Raw genomic sequence first — 14,215 nt, 5'->3', positions numbered from 1 at the left:
GCAGGAGTCAACCGGCAACGGAAGCCCTCTCCAGGCCGTCGAGGATCAGGTCGAGGCCGAACTCGAACTCGCTGCCGAATTCGTAGCCGGGTTGCAGCACGTGCTCCACGGCCAGCTCGGTGAGGTGCGGGAACTCGTCGGCAGGCATTCCTTCCAGAATGGCCTGCGCCAAGTCCTCGGTCTCCTGCGGACCCTCGAAGGGAAGAGCGGCCTCCTGTAACGCGAAACCGTAGATGTAGCTGTCGAGGACGGCGAACGCGTGCGCGGCCATCGGAACCGAGAAGCCGCCTGCTCGAAGACTCCCGAGGACGGCGTCGTGATGCCGCAGCGTCGCCGGGCCGGGACTGCTCCTCGAGTCCAGGAGCCCGATCGCCCAACGATGACGCGACAGCACCTCGCGTGCCGAGATCGCGCGCAGTCGCATCGCCTGCCTCCAGCCGGATGCGCCCGGGTCCATCACGATCTCGCCGAAGACGTGGTCGACCATCCCGTCGAGCAGGTCGTCCTTGTTGGCCACGTGGTTGTAGAGGGACATCGCCTCGACGGCGAGCGCCTCGCCGAGCTTGCGCATGCTCAGTGACGCGATCCCGTGCTCGTCGGCGTACGCGACGGCGGCCCGTAGCACCTCGTCCCGACTCAGCCGGCCACGTGTCCCGCGCGCAGTCCCCTGAGGTGCCATGCCTCCCCCTCTCCCTTGACGCACTTACCCTGTAAGCGTAGAACTACTTACACCGTAAGTCTCACCTCTCCATTCCCGAGGAAGACGTCATGACGACAACCCACACACACCGCGACCGCCATGGCACCGACACAACGAGCAGAGGTACCGCCCGCACGGTCGGCGCGTTGTTCCTCTTCTCCACCGCGACGTTCCTGGTCGGCGACGCCCTGATCCAGGCGTACTTCTCCACAGGGACCGGCAGGACCGGCAGCCTGGTCGCGGGCGTACTGCTCCAGACCCTCTGTGGCCTCGCCGTCGTCGGCATCGGCCTCGCCCTGCGGCGAACCCTTGGTCGGTACAGCACGACCCTCGCCACCGCCTACCTGGTCGCCCGGTGCCTCGAGTGCCTGGCGATCGGTGCGGTGGGCGTCTACCTCCTCGCCACGAAGTCGCTGTTCGAGCAGTACGAGTTGCTCGTCTACCTCTTCTCCGGCATCGCAGGACTGGTCCTGTCCTTCGTCCTGCTCCGGGCCCGGCTCGTTCCCGTCTGGCTCGCCTGGCTCGGCCTCGTCGGCTACGGCGTCCTGCTCCTCGCCATCCCGGCGGGCCTGCTCGACATCGCCACTCTCGACTCCGGTCCCGGGATGCTGATGTACGTCCCCGGCGGTCTGTTCGAGCTGATCCTGCCGATCCTCCTGATCGCCAAGGGATTCCACACTCCCTCGACGCGGGCGGCCGGACCGGACCGCGAGCCCGTCACCTCGGTGGGCGCATGACCAGCGTCCGCGCCGCCCTCCCGCACGAGGGCGTAGCGGCGGCGCAGGACCAGTCGTGGCGCCGCGCCTGCCTCGTCGCGGGGGTCGGGCTGCTGCTCATGGCCGCGCTCGCCGCGTTCGCCATTCCCGTCGCCGTCGACGGCCTGGTGACCCCAGGCGACGCGACGCAGACGGCCAGGGACCTCACGGACTCGGCGGGTGCGTTCCGGCTCGGGATCGTGAGCCTGGTCCTGGTGGCCGCGCTCGACGTGGTGGTCGCGTGGGCGCTCTATGCGGTGCTGCTCCCGGCCGATAGGGCGATCTCGATGCTGGCGGCGATGTTCCGACTCGGATACGCGGGGGTGTTCCTGGTCGCCGTCGCCCAGCTCGTCGGAGTGCTCCGACTTCTCGACGCCGATTCGGCCGCCGCGTTGGGCGCCGACCAGCGCGATGCCCAGGTGCTCCTGGGAGTCGAGGCGTTCCACGACATCTGGGACATCGGTCTGTTCTTCTTCGGCCTGCACCTGCTCGCGTTCGGCACGCTGGCCTTCCGGTCGGGCTTCGTGCCCAGATCCCTGGCGGTCCTGGTGGCCGTGGCGGGCTTCGGCTACGCCTTCGACAGCGTCGCCGCGGTGCTGTCCGGAGGTTCCCTCCAGAAGATAGGTGCGTTCACCTTCATCGGCGAGCTCCTGCTTGCGATCTGGCTCGTGGCCGGGCCGGGCAGAAGGCAGAGACAAGGCCTCACACGATGAGCACCGCCGCGCCGGTCACCCGTCCCTCCTTCAGGTCCGACAGCGCCCGGTCGGCCTCGTCGAGCGAGTACCCCATCGCACTGACCAGCAGCCGATGTGTCCCCGCGAACTCCAGGAACTCGCGGGCGTCGGCGCGGGTGTTGGCCGTGACCGATCGCAGCGTGCGCTCCTGGAACAGGTGCCGCTGATAGTTCAGAGGCGGGATGTCGGAGAGGTGAATGCCCGCGACGGCCAGCGTCCCGCCCCGATCCAGGGCCGCCAGCGCGGTCGGGACCAGATCGCCGACCGGGGCGAACAGGATCGCCGAGTCGAGCGGCACCGGCGGCGGATCCGCGGCGCCGGAGGCCGAGGCGGCGCCGAGCTCGAGCGCCAGCTCCCTGGCCCGCTCCCCTCTCGTCATCACGTGGACCTCGGCGCCCCGAGCCAACGCGACCTGCGCCGCGAGATGGGCGCTGCCGCCGAAGCCGTAGATGCCCAGACGTCCGCCCGCCGGCACGTCCGCACACGTCAACGCCCGGTAACCGATGATCCCGGCACACAGCAGGGGCGCCAGCTCCTCGTCCAGGTAGCCGTCGGGCAGCCGGTGCGCGAACGCCGCGGGCACGGTGGCGAACTCCGCGTACCCGCCGTCGACGTCCCATCCCGTGTACCGCGAGTGCGGGCAGAGGTTCTCCCGACCCCGGCGGCAGTACCGGCACTCGCCGCAGGTCCGCCGGAGCCACCCGATCCCGACCCGGTCGCCGAGACCGAAGTCCGAGCCGGCCTCGTCGCCCCACCCGACCACCTCGCCCACCGCCTCGTGGCCGGGCACCACGTGGTGGCGATGCACGGGCAGATCGCCCTCGACCACGTGCAGGTCGGTGCGGCAGACCCCGCACACCCGCACCCGCACCAGCAGCTCCGAGGGGCCCGGTTCCGGCACCGGTAGCTCCGCGAGCTCCACCGGCTCGCCGCGCATCGGCCCGGGCTCGCGGACCCGCCATCCCGACATGACATCCGGAATGCCCATGGGTCCACTCTCCGCGTTTCGGCGGCCGGGCACCAGGGGAAGCCCCACGCGGGCCATCGGTAGAGTCGGGGCGCATCCGACCCCCTGATCCGAGAGAGTCCTACATGACGCGCTGGGCCAAATTCGTCGTCTCCCGGAAATGGTGGGTCCTGATCCTGACGGTGCTCGCCGTCGTGATCAGCGGACTCTGGGGACTCGGGGTGTTCAGCAAGCTCAGCCAGGGCGGCTACATCGACCCGAACAGCGAAGCGGCACAGGTCAGCTCGCTGGTCAACGAGAAGTTCGGCCCGCAGGCGCCGGACATCGTCGCGATCTACACCGCGCCCGAGGGCAAGACCCTCGCGGACATCGGCCCCGAGGTCGAACAGAACCTGGCGGCCTTCCGCGACCAGGTACCCACCCTCGCCACCGCGTCGTACTGGTCCGTCGACCCGAACACCGCGAAGCTGATGACCTCGAACGACGGCACCAAGGCCCTCGCGACGATCTCGATCGACTGGGACGCGGGCGCGGAGTTCACCGAGCTCGACAAGATGACCGCGGCGCTCACCCCACCCGGCATCGACACCGAGTTCGCGGGCGGCACCGTCGTCGGGTACTCGTTCAACGTCCATCTGCAGGAGGACCTGGTGCGCGCGGAGGCCATCGCGCTGCCGATCACCCTGCTGCTCCTGGTGGTCGTCTTCGGCACCGTCACGGCCGCGGCCGTCCCGGTGTTCGTCGGAATGCTCGCGGTGCTCAGCGCGCTGGCGATCCTGCGGCTGCTCACCACCGTCACCGAGGTCAGTTCGTTCTCGATCAACGTCGCCTCCCTGCTCGGTCTCGGCCTGGCCATCGACTACGGCCTGTTCATCGTCAGCCGCTTCCGAGAGGAGCTGGCATCGGGCACCGAACCGGGCGCCGCGGTGCGCCGCACGGTCGACACCGCCGGCCGCACCGTGATGTTCTCCGGATTGCTGTTGGTCTGCGCCTTCGCAGGCATGCTGGTGTTCCCGCAGGCGGTCATCCGTTCGCTCGGCTTCGGTGCAATCGCCGCCGTGACCGGGGCCGCGGTGCTCTCCCTCACCGCGGTGCCCGCGCTGCTCGCGGTCCTCGGCCACCGGATCAACTCGCTCGCGTGGCGGCGCGGAACCGTCGAACGCGGCGAGGAGCGGGCCCGCAAGTTCTGGGGCGGTGTGGTCACCAAGGTGATGCGCAGGCCGGCCACGGTGGCGGTGACCATCACCGCGGGCCTGCTGCTGCTGGCCGCCCCGCTGTTCGGCGCGAGCCTCGGCGAGGTCACCTACACCGCCCTGCCGCCGAACGACCCGGCCCGCACCGCGGCAGACACGCTGTCCACCGAGTTCCCCACCACCGGTGAGGCCGCGACGGTGATGGTGCGCGGCGAGAACGGGGCGCCGCCCACCACCGCCCAGCTCAGCGAGGTCGGCGCGCAGGTGCGGGCCGTCGACGGTGTTGCCGCGGCGCGGATGGTCGCGGCGGCCGACGATTTCGCGGTCCTGTCCGCGACCTACGCCGAGGGGGCAACTCCCGGCCAGGTCGTCCGCGATGTGCGGGCCATCCCTGCCCCGGCAGGCGTCGACGTGCTGGTCGGCGGCGGCGCCGCCCTCGTCGACGACGGCAACGCCGCGGTCACCGCGAAGCTGCCCCTGATGCTCGCGATCATGGTCGGCTCGACCCTCGTGCTGCTGTTCCTCGCGTTCGGGTCGGTGGTCCTGCCGATCAAGGCGGTGGCGATGGCCGGGCTGAGCATGGCCGCCACGTTCGGCGTGCTGACCTGGATCTTCCAGAACGGTCACGGCGCCGAACTGCTCGACGTGACCCCGGCTCCGCTCGAGGCGACCTTCGTGGTCCTGATCCTCGCGGTGGTGTTCGGCCTCTCCACCGACTACGAGGTGTTCCTCATGTCGAGGATGGTCGAGGCGAGGGCGAACGGGGCGACCACCGAGGAGGCCGTGCGGTTCGGCGCCGAGCGAACCGGCCGGATCGTGACCACAGCGGCGGCGCTGCTGATCATCGTGACCGGCGCCTTCACGATCTCCGGGCTGTCGATCATGCGGTTCCTCGGCGTCGGCATGATCCTGGCGCTGATCATCGACGCGACCGTCGTCCGGATGCTGCTGGTCCCGTCGCTGGTCAAGCTGATGGGCGATGCGAACTGGTGGGCACCGGCCTGGATGCGCAAGCTGCACGAGAAGGTCGGCATCGGGCACTGAAGTTCCCTCCGTCAGGGCCTTTCGCACGTTCTTACTTCGGAGTAAGTTAACTGGCGTAGCCCTATGCAGGAGGAGAGCTGATGTCGACCTACATCGTGACCGGCGGGACCGGGTTCCTCGGCCGCAACGTGCTCGCGCTGCTGCTGCGCCGCGACCCCGACGCCCAGGTGCACGTGCTGGTGCGACCGGCCTCGGCGGACCGGCTCGAGCGCCTGGCCGCCGGCTGGGAGGGCGGCGACCGGGTGCACCCGCTGATCGGCGACCTCACCGAGCCCGGGCTCGGCCTCGCCGCCGCACCGCCCTCTGCCGACCACCTCCTGCACCTCGGCGCGATCTACGACATGACCGCGGGCGACGAGCAGGCGAGCACCAATGTCGAGGGCACCAGGTCGGTCATCGAGCTCGCCCGGCGCACCGGCGCCACCCTGCACCACGTGTCCTCGATCGCGATCGCCGGCGACTACAGGGGCACGTTCACCGAGGACGACTTCGATCTCGGCCAGGGCTTCCCCACCGCGTATCACCGGACCAAGTTCGAGGCCGAGAAGCTCGTGCGCGAGGCTCCCGGGCTGACCTGGCGGGTGTACCGCCCCGCCGCGGTCGTCGGGGATTCGACCACCGGCGAGATGGACAAGATCGACGGGCCGTACTACCTGTTCCCCGCCATTGCCGGGCTCGCCAAGCTGCCCTCCCGACTCCCGGTTGCGGTGCCCAGCCTCGGCGCCACCAACCTGGTCCCCGTCGACTTCGTGGCCAAGGCCATCGTCGCGCTGATGCTGGCGCCCGGCCACGACGGCGAGGCGTTCCACCTGGTGAACCCCGAACCGCAGCAGATGCGCGAGGTGTACGCGGCCCTGGCCCAGGCCTCGGGCGCCCCGCACCCGGTGGCCGACCTGCCCGGCGTCGTCGCAGCCCCGGTGATGCGACCGCCGTTGCGCAGCGTCAAGGCCGCCAGGAACGTGGTGCTTGGCAGGCTCGGCATCCCGCCGGTCATCCTCGACCACCTCACGCTGCCCACCACCTTCGACTCCGCCAAGACCCAGGAGGCGCTCCGCGGCACCGGGATCACCGTGCCGCCCTTCGGTTCCTACGCAGGCACCCTGTGGTCCTACTGGGAACGCAACCTCGACCCGGCCCGCAACCGCAGGCCCGGCCCCCTGGCCGGCAGGCACGTGATGATCACCGGCGGGTCATCGGGGATCGGGCGCGCCTCGGCGCGCGCGGTCGCCGCCAAGGGCGCGACCGTGCTGCTGCTGGCCCGCGGCGCCGAGGAACTCGAGGCCACCGTCGCCGAGATCCGGGCCGAGGGCGGCGCCGCGTTCGGGTACCCCTGCGACATCACCGACGGGGAATCGGTCGACCAGACCGTCAAGACCATCCTCGACGAGCACGACCACGTCGACATGCTGGTCAACAACGCCGGCCGATCGATCCGCCGCAGCGTGTTCGCCTCCACCGACCGGCTGCACGACTACGAACGCACCATGGCCGTCAACTACTTCGGCGCGGTCCGGCTGGTCCTGGCGCTGCTCCCCCAGATGCGCGAGCGCGGCTTCGGGCATGTCGTGAACATCTCCAGCGCCGCCGTGCAGAGCCACACGCCCCGGTTCTCCGCCTACGTCGCCAGCAAGGCCGCCCTCGACGGGTTCACCGACACCATTGCCTCCGAGACACTTTCGGCAGGCATCACCTTCACCACCATCCACATGCCGCTCGTCGAGACCCCCATGATCACCCCGTCCGGGAAGGCGAACATCGGCAAGGTCATCAGCCCGGAGAAGGCCGCGGCGATGGTGGTTCGCGGGTTGATCGAGCGCCCCAAGCGGATCGACGACCCGCTTGGCACCCTCGGCGAGTACGGGCAGCTGTTCGCGCCCGGCGTCAAGGACCGGGTGCTGCACCGGATGTACCGGGCGTTCCCGGACTCCCCCGCCGCCAAGGGTGTGACCGAGAACGGCGGTGCCGTCCCCGTCGCACCGCCCGCGGCGGCACCCGCGGCGAAACCGAGGCATTCCACCGTCTCGAAGGTGGGACGACGGATCGCCCGCGTGGTGCCCGGCACCCACTGGTGAGGCGGGGCGGTCGGGCTAGCGCGGACGGATCAGCGCCTGCGCCACGATGACCCGGTCCCCGTCGAAGGTGACGGCGGGCGATCCGTGCAGGTCGTAGCCGGCGTCGAGGGCGGCGCTGACCCGCAGGCAGAACTCGGCGTCGTCGGGCCCGGTGAGGACGCGGTACCGCGGCAGTTCACTGTTCTCGGACATGCACCCCAGTGTCGCAGGGACAGCGGCGATCACGCGGCAAGCGGCCGGACCGATTCCGCGACCAGCGCGACGACGGCCTTCGACGCGGCGCCACAGCTCGGCGGGCGCGCCTGCAGTTCGGTCCGCGACAGCTCGACCACCCAGGCCCGCCCGTCGCGGTGGCGGACCACCGGCAGCGCGCCGGACTCGTCCACCGTGAGGTCCGAGGCGCTCGCCGAAACCTGCTCCCGCACCGCGATTTCTGCGACCTGCCCGGCCGAGTCCCAGCAGCTCCGGCCGCGCAGCCCCTCGAGCTGGACCTCACCGCGACCGGCCGCGAGCACCGCCTCGACGCTCTGTCGCGCGCCGAGCCGTCCGTAGGTGTACCCGGTCGGGAGCAGGATCATCGACGGCGCGAACCGGTGACCGCCGGTGTGCGAGCACTCCCACACCGAATCCCCGAACCGCGCCGACAGCTCCGCCGCGATCGGCCTGCCGAGCACCGCGCAGCACTGGTCGCGCTTGCCGTGCGCACACACCAGGGTCACCGGGTCGGTCACCGGCCGCCCGACACCCGGCGCGGACGCGGGCAGCTCGAGATCGAGGTCCAGCAGGGCGGCGGGATCGGCCACCTCCAGCCGCTCGCACCAGGCACCGGACGGATCCGACCGCCCGATCAGCACGGTGCGCCTTGCCGGCGGGGCCGTGGCCCGGCCCGGCCTGCGGATCAGCAGCAGCCGAACGCCCGCGGCCTCGGTCCGTCGTTCCAGTTCCGCCGACAGCTCGGGCCCGAGCACCTCACCGCCGAGCACGTCGCGGCCCCAGGCGCCGGGGTGTTCGAGGCACAGCCAGCCGGTGACGTGCGCCGCGGTCCCGGGAAGCGGCTCGTCCGTCGCGGAGAGCGCGGAGCAGGTCGGTGCGGGGGCTGGAGCGGTCACCCGACCATTGTGCCCGCGGCGTCACCCATGGATCTTCTTGCCCTCGGCGAACATCTGCACGAACTTCTCGATCCGGCGGGTGCGGGTCTCCGGCTTCTTCGCCTCCTGCAGGCGGTAGCAGACCGCGAAGCGGTTGACCTTGTTCAGGGTGCCGAAGAACTCCTCCGCCGCGGGACCAGGGCCAGCGCGTCCAGGAAGTCCTGCGGCACGGTCGCGGTGGACTGCCCGTCGTAGGCCCGCTCCCAGCGGCCGTCGGCCCTGGCCGCCTCGATCTCCGCCAGCCCCGACGGCTGCACCATTCCCTCCGCGATCAGTCGCTCGGCCTTCTCCCGGTTCCGCTTCGACCACGGGCTGCGCCTACGCCGGGGGTGAAACCGCGCAGCGAGAAGTCGTCGTCGCACTTGCGGGCCTGACCGTCGATCCAGCCGAAGCACAGCGCGACCTCGACGGCCTCGTCCCAACTGGGGCTGGTCTGGGCCGACCCCTTCTTCGCGAACTTGAGCCAGATGCCGGGTGAGCTGTCGTGGTGCGCGGCCAGCCACTCGCGGAAGCTCGCCTGGTCCGGGAAGTGCTCAATGCTGCGTTCTGCGGGGAGAGCGGAGCGACTGGGGGTGTTTCCTGCCATGGTCCGACCGTAGGCGGCGACCCCGACAGGGTCTTGAACAAACGCGCCGCTACCGGCGACCGGTCGCCATGCCCGCCCACACCCGCACGAAGCGCTGCGACAGGTACGCGAGCGTACCGAGGCTCAGCACCCACTTGGTGATGCTGACCGTCGACGTCGCGCGCACCACCGGGTCGGTGATGCGGTCGCGGTGGTCGAGCAGGTACAGGTCGACCACGTTCTCCACGTAGTCCGCGGCCGCGGCGACGACCGGGGCCGCGTACAGCGCGCGGCGGGTGGCCGGAGACAGCTCGGTGAGCTGGCCCAGCCGCTTGGCCCCCGTGCACAGCGCGACCCCGTAGATGACCGGATGGATCATGTCCGGCCCGAAATGACTGCGGAACCGGGCCGTCTCCGCCTCGTCCATGCTGTCGAGGACGTCCCGATAGGCCCGCGCGGACAGCGCGGTCTGGGTCTTGAGGAGTTTGGACCCGGCGGGGCCGAGCAATCGCGCGATGTTGGCCTGCGAGATCAGGTACGCGGCGGACCAGCCGATGAGCTTGCCGTCGAGCGCAGTCAGTGTCATATCCCGATCGTAGGATCGAGGGCGATGACCGAATCGACCCCACCCCACGGCACACCGGAGGCGGTGCTGCACCCCGACGAGGCCGCTGAGCGGTTCACCGTCGCGCGGCGGCACCCCGAGAGTCGCTGGCACCCTTCGTCGAGTACATCTGGATCGTGCACTGGGCCGTCGACGGCGCGCACGAACAGCAGGTGCTCCCGCAGCCGAGGATCCACATGGCCGCCGAGGACGGCCGACTGCTCGTGCACGGGGTGAGCCGCGATCCGTTCAGCAGGAAGCTGTTGGGAACCGGGCACGTGATCGGTGTGGCGTTCCTGGCGGGCGGATTCCGTCCGTTCCTACGGTCGAGCGTCGGCGCGCTCGAGGGCACCGTGCTGCCCGCCGGGGACCTCCTCGGTCGGGAGGACGGCCCGGTCGCGGCCGCGGCGCTCGACACGGTCGACGACGACGAGATGACCACGCTCGTCGAGGACTACCTCGAAGCCGTGCGGCCGGAACGCGATCCGTCCGCCGAGCGCGTCGCCGCGCTGATGGAGCGGATCGAGCACGACCCGAGCATTCACCGGGTCGACGAGGTGGCCGCGCTGGCCGGGATGAGCGTGCGCAGTCTGCAACGGATGTTCACCGAATACGTCGGCATCGGGCCCAAATGGGTGATCCAGCGCCACCGCCTGCTCGACGCCGCCGAGCAGGCGCACAGCGGACACCCCGTGGTGTGGGCGGAGTTGGCCGACCGGCTCGGGTACAGCGACCAGGCGCACCTGATCCGCGCGTTCACCGCGGCGGTCGGGACCCCACCCGCCACCTATGCGCGACAAGCCGGAAGCTGGCGGCCCCGCGGGTAGGCTCCGGGTTTCGGGTCGGGGCCGACGACGGGGGGCTGCGGATGCGGCAGTGGTGGGCGACGTTCTGGGATCGGCCGCCGGGATGGTCGCTACTGGCCACCACCGCGCTGGTGTGCGGGGCGGCGTTGTGGGCGTTCACCTTTCCGACGCCGAACAGCTGGATCCTGATCCTGTTCTGTCTCTGGCCCGCGGCGCTGATCGCGATCTGCTGGACCGCCAAGACCGCGACCTTCCTCGTGCGCCGCAATGCCTGGTCCCATTGGATCCTCGCGGTGCCGCTCGTGACGTTGAGCAGCATCACGCTGCTGGTGTTCGGCGCACCACTGCAGGCGCGGTGGCAACTCTCGCAGTCGGACTTCGCGGCGGCCGTCGAGGAGATCCGGTCCGGCACCGACCGGACCGACTTCGACGGCCGGATCGGCGGTTACGACGTCCGGGACGTCCGCACGCACGGGGACAACGTCTACTTCGTGGTCTCCGACAGCGGCTTCCTCGACGACGACGGTGTGGCCTATCTGCCGGACGGGGAGCCCGCGACACCCGACCCGGTGGGCGAGGGCGTGCAGGTCTGGCACCTGCGCGGCCCCTGGTACTCGTTCAGCGCGGGGTGGTGACCCCGAGGCAGGCGATCAGTCCGCGAGGAACGCCGTGACGGCGGCCTCGAACTGGTTCGGCCGGTCGCGGTGCACGCTGTGGCCGACCTTGATGGTGATGGCCTCGCACCGCGGGATGGCGGCCGTTGCCGCGGCCAGCCGGTCCGGATCGACCATCCCACCCGGACCGCCGCTGATCACGAGGGTCGGGGCGGTGATCTCGGACAGGTTCTGCCACCACACCGGGTTCGGTTCGCGGAACTGGGCCAGCGCGCTGCGGGTCATCGACCGGTCGAACGCGAGGACCGCGCGCGGGTGTCGGATCACCCCGGTCACGGCATGCCAGAGTTCGACCGGCGTCGGCAGCCTGCTGCTCATCCGCCCCAGCGTTTCGCCGGTCCGGAGCGGGAGCGGCGCCTCCTCGAGGACCAGCCGCCGTACCAGGTCCGGGCGGGCCTGCGCGACCAGCGAGGCCGTGTGCCCGCCGAGCGAGTGCCCGACCAGGTCCACCCGTTCGAGAAGGAGGTGGTCGCACAGATGCAGGAGGTCGGCACCGAACTGGGGGAACAGATAGGACGGCGCGTGCGCGCTGCGGCCGTGGCCACGCAGGTCGAGGGCGATGACCCGACGCCCACTCCCGACAAGGGTCCTGGCGAACCGGTCCCAGGTGTGACTGTCGCCGCCCATGCCGTGCACCAGGATCACCGGAACCGGGTCGGCGCCACCGGAATCGCGAAAGGAGAGCTCGACGTCGTCGGCGGTCGTGGCGGTCATCAGCATCACCGTGCGCAACCGCCCTTCGAAGCCTCGGCCATCCCGTCCGCGGCCACGTGGTGAGGTTACCCAGGCCGCTTCGCGAGGACGGCCGAGGGCCGTAGGTCCAGCCGCCGCAGCAGCTGCGCGTTGATCGCGACGACGACCGTCGAGGCCGACATCAACAGCGCGCCGACCTCCATCGGGAGGGTGAACCCCCATGGCGCGAGCACCCCGGCCGCGAGCGGCACCGAGATCAGGTTGTACCCCGCCGCCCAGCTCAGGTTCTGGATCATCTTCCGGTAGGTCGCACGGGAGAGTTCGATCACCGACAGCACCGAGCGGGGGTCGTCGCTGGCGAGCACGACACCCGCGGACGCGATGGCCACATCGGTACCCGCACCGATCGCGATCCCCACGTCGGCCTGTGCCAGCGCGGGCGCGTCGTTGACGCCGTCCCCCACCATCGCGACCTTGCGGCCTGCGGACTGCAGGGCCTTGACCTTGGCGCCCTTGTCCTGAGGGAGGACACCGGCGAAGACCTCGTCGATTCCCAGTCGCTGCGCGACCGACTGAGCAACCGCCTCCGCGTCCCCTGTGATCATGGCGACGTGCACGCCACGCTCGTGCAGGGCGTCGATGGCCTGCTTCGATTCGGGGCGGATCTCGTCGGCGAGGGCCACAGCCCCGGCGACCGCACCGTCCCGGATCACGTGCAGCACAGTCGAACCCTGACCCGACCACTCGTCAGCCTGCGCCAGAGCGGCGAGGCCGTGGCTCGCGAGCATTCCCGGTCCACCGACGCTGACCTCCGCGCCCGCGACCGTGCCGGTGACCCCCACCCCGTTGCGCGCATGGAAGGCGGTGGCCGCCCGTACGACCAGTCCGCGTTGCTCGGCCGCGGCGACGATGGCCCGGCCGAGGGGGTGCTCGCTGTCGCGCTCGACGGCGGCGGCCAGCTCGATGACCTGGTCCTCGGTGTGCCCAGGCGCAGCCGCGACGGAGACGACGGCGGGCTCCCCCTTGGTGAGGGTGCCGGTCTTGTCGAACAGCACGGCGTCGACCGTGCGCATCGACTCGAGGGCCCTGCGGTCCGTGATGAGCACACCGGCGCGGGCCGCCCGCTCGGTGGCGATGGAGACGACCAGCGGGATCGCCAGGCCGAGCGCGTGCGGGCAGGCGATGACGAGAACCGTGATGGTGCGGGTGACCGCGGATTCGGGGGTGCCGAGGATCAGCCAGGCGACGGCGGTGAGCACCGCGGCGCCGAGCGCGAACCAGAACAGCCAGCCCGCGGCCCGGTCCGCCAGCACCTGGGCCCGCGACGACGAACTCTGCGCCTCGCTCACCAACCGCTGGATGCCTGCGAGCGCGGTGTCGTCCCCGACCGCGGTGATCTGCACGCGCAGAGCCGAATCGGTGGTGACCGTGCCCGCGACGACCCGGTCGCCCACCGCGCGGCGGACCGCCGCCGACTCGCCGGTGATCATCGACTCGTCCACGTCGGCCGCGCCGGAGACGACCGTGCCGTCCGCCGGGATCCGGCCGCCGGGCCGGACGATGACGAGGTCGCCGGTCGTCAGCGCGGAGGTCGGCACGGTGACCGGCTCGTCGCCGTCGAGCCGCTCCGCCTCGTCCGGCAGCAGTGCCGCGAGGGATTCGAGCGCGCTCGACGCCTGCCCCAGCGAGCGCATCTCGATCCAGTGTCCGAGCAGCATGATCACGATGAGGAGCGCGAGCTCCCACCAGAAGTCCAACTCGTGGTTCAGGATTCCGAGGCTCGCACCCCAGGACGCGATGAACGCAACGGTGATGGCCAGCGCGATCAGCAGCATCATCCCGGGCTGGCGGGCCTTGATCTCGGCGACCGCGCCGGTGAGGAACGGTTTGCCACCCCAGGCGTACATCACCGTGCCGAGGACCGGCGAGATCCAGGTGACGGGTCCGCTGTGCGGCAGCGTGTACCCGATCAGGTCGGCGAACATCGCGTTGGCGAGCACCACAGGAACGGCGATCGCGAGCATGATCCAGAACAGCCGCCGGAACTGCCCGACGTGATCAGCGTGACCGGCGTGGCCCGCGTGACCTCCCTGTCCGTCCTGGCCACCATGACCTTCGTGGCCGTTGCGGCCGTGATCGTGCACCTCGTGGCCGCCGACGACCGTCGCCTGATCGTGTCCGTGCCCCGCATATTCGGCGGGTGCCTGATGTCCGGCATGAGTTCCGCGATCCGAAGTCATGATCCGACCATATACCCATA

Annotated in this window: 13 protein-coding genes and 1 pseudogene; 6 read left to right on the top strand and 8 right to left on the bottom strand. The window is 70.8% G+C overall.

The genetic code is table 11. The annotated features are described in order from the left end of the window. Nucleotides 1-7 precede the first annotated feature (7 nt). On the bottom strand, nt 8-679 hold the full coding sequence (locus BTZ20_RS07365) for a TetR/AcrR family transcriptional regulator C-terminal domain-containing protein (protein ID WP_077040906.1): 672 nt from the start codon (nt 677-679) through the stop codon (nt 8-10). Between the two features lie 89 nt (nt 680-768). Here BTZ20_RS07365 and BTZ20_RS07360 point away from each other — a divergent pair, with 89 nt between their 5' ends. Further along, the gene (locus tag BTZ20_RS07360) at nt 769-1,437 is read left to right on the top strand and encodes a DUF4386 domain-containing protein (RefSeq protein WP_077040905.1); all 669 of its coding nucleotides are present in this window, start codon (nt 769-771) and stop codon (nt 1,435-1,437) included. Then, nucleotides 1,434-2,168 carry a DUF4386 domain-containing protein gene (locus BTZ20_RS07355; protein WP_077040904.1) on the top strand — a complete coding sequence of 245 codons (735 nt, stop codon included), beginning with the start codon at nt 1,434-1,436 and terminating at the stop codon, nt 2,166-2,168. The genes BTZ20_RS07360 and BTZ20_RS07355 overlap by 4 nt, the downstream gene beginning before the upstream one ends. On the opposite strand, the gene BTZ20_RS07350 is transcribed toward BTZ20_RS07355, so the two are convergent. Next, complete coding sequence (locus BTZ20_RS07350; protein WP_077043553.1) at nt 2,158-3,159, bottom strand: zinc-binding alcohol dehydrogenase family protein; 1,002 nt, start codon at nt 3,157-3,159, stop codon at nt 2,158-2,160. The genes BTZ20_RS07355 and BTZ20_RS07350 overlap by 11 nt on opposite strands. Nucleotides 3,160-3,281: 122 nt before the next feature. On the opposite strand from BTZ20_RS07350, the gene BTZ20_RS07345 reads away from it, so the two are divergent. Continuing rightward, nucleotides 3,282-5,393, top strand: a complete 2,112-nt coding sequence (locus BTZ20_RS07345; protein ID WP_077040903.1) for an MMPL family transporter — start codon at nt 3,282-3,284, stop codon at nt 5,391-5,393. Nucleotides 5,394-5,473: 80 nt separating this feature from the next. After that, the gene (locus BTZ20_RS07340) at nt 5,474-7,465 is read left to right on the top strand and encodes an SDR family oxidoreductase (protein WP_077040902.1); all 1,992 of its coding nucleotides are present in this window, start codon (nt 5,474-5,476) and stop codon (nt 7,463-7,465) included. Nucleotides 7,466-7,480: 15 nt separating this feature from the next. Here BTZ20_RS07340 and BTZ20_RS07335 read toward each other — a convergent pair whose 3' ends face one another. From BTZ20_RS07335 to BTZ20_RS07320, 4 genes and pseudogenes are all read right to left on the bottom strand, one after another. Beyond that, nucleotides 7,481-7,657: a DUF1737 domain-containing protein gene (locus BTZ20_RS07335; protein ID WP_077043552.1), complete on the bottom strand. Its 177-nt coding sequence runs from the start codon at nt 7,655-7,657 to the stop codon at nt 7,481-7,483. 29 nt (nt 7,658-7,686) lie between these two features. Continuing rightward, a complete protein-coding gene (locus BTZ20_RS07330; protein WP_077040901.1) occupies nt 7,687-8,574 on the bottom strand; it encodes a sucrase ferredoxin in 888 nt (295 codons plus the stop codon). Nucleotides 8,575-8,595: 21 nt separating this feature from the next. After that, nucleotides 8,596-9,199: pseudogene (locus BTZ20_RS07325) on the bottom strand (YdeI/OmpD-associated family protein). Nucleotides 9,200-9,248: 49 nt separating this feature from the next. After that, complete coding sequence (locus BTZ20_RS07320) at nt 9,249-9,764, bottom strand: hypothetical protein (protein ID WP_077040900.1); 516 nt, start codon at nt 9,762-9,764, stop codon at nt 9,249-9,251. 155 nt (nt 9,765-9,919) lie between these two features. Between BTZ20_RS07320 and BTZ20_RS07315 the strand changes: the two genes are divergently transcribed. Both BTZ20_RS07315 and BTZ20_RS07310 read left to right on the top strand, forming a co-directional pair. Next, a complete protein-coding gene (locus BTZ20_RS07315; protein ID WP_223263670.1) occupies nt 9,920-10,609 on the top strand; it encodes an AraC family transcriptional regulator in 690 nt (229 codons plus the stop codon). 41 nt (nt 10,610-10,650) lie between these two features. Further along, the gene (locus tag BTZ20_RS07310; RefSeq protein ID WP_077040899.1) at nt 10,651-11,223 is read left to right on the top strand and encodes a hypothetical protein; all 573 of its coding nucleotides are present in this window, start codon (nt 10,651-10,653) and stop codon (nt 11,221-11,223) included. A gap of 15 nt (nt 11,224-11,238) precedes the next feature. Here BTZ20_RS07310 and BTZ20_RS07305 read toward each other — a convergent pair whose 3' ends face one another. Further along, entirely contained in the window at nt 11,239-11,982 is a 744-nt protein-coding gene (locus BTZ20_RS07305) for an alpha/beta fold hydrolase (RefSeq protein WP_145982453.1), read from the bottom strand. A 59-nt stretch (nt 11,983-12,041) separates the two neighbouring features. Next, entirely contained in the window at nt 12,042-14,195 is a 2,154-nt protein-coding gene (locus tag BTZ20_RS07300; protein ID WP_083742575.1) for a copper-translocating P-type ATPase, read from the bottom strand. Nucleotides 14,196-14,215 lie beyond the last annotated feature (20 nt).

It is taken from the genome of Rhodococcus sp. MTM3W5.2 (assembly GCF_001984015.1).
In the GTDB taxonomy this organism is placed as follows: domain Bacteria; phylum Actinomycetota; class Actinomycetes; order Mycobacteriales; family Mycobacteriaceae; genus Rhodococcus_G; species Rhodococcus_G oryzae.
This window is presented reverse-complemented; position numbering and strand designations above follow the sequence as displayed.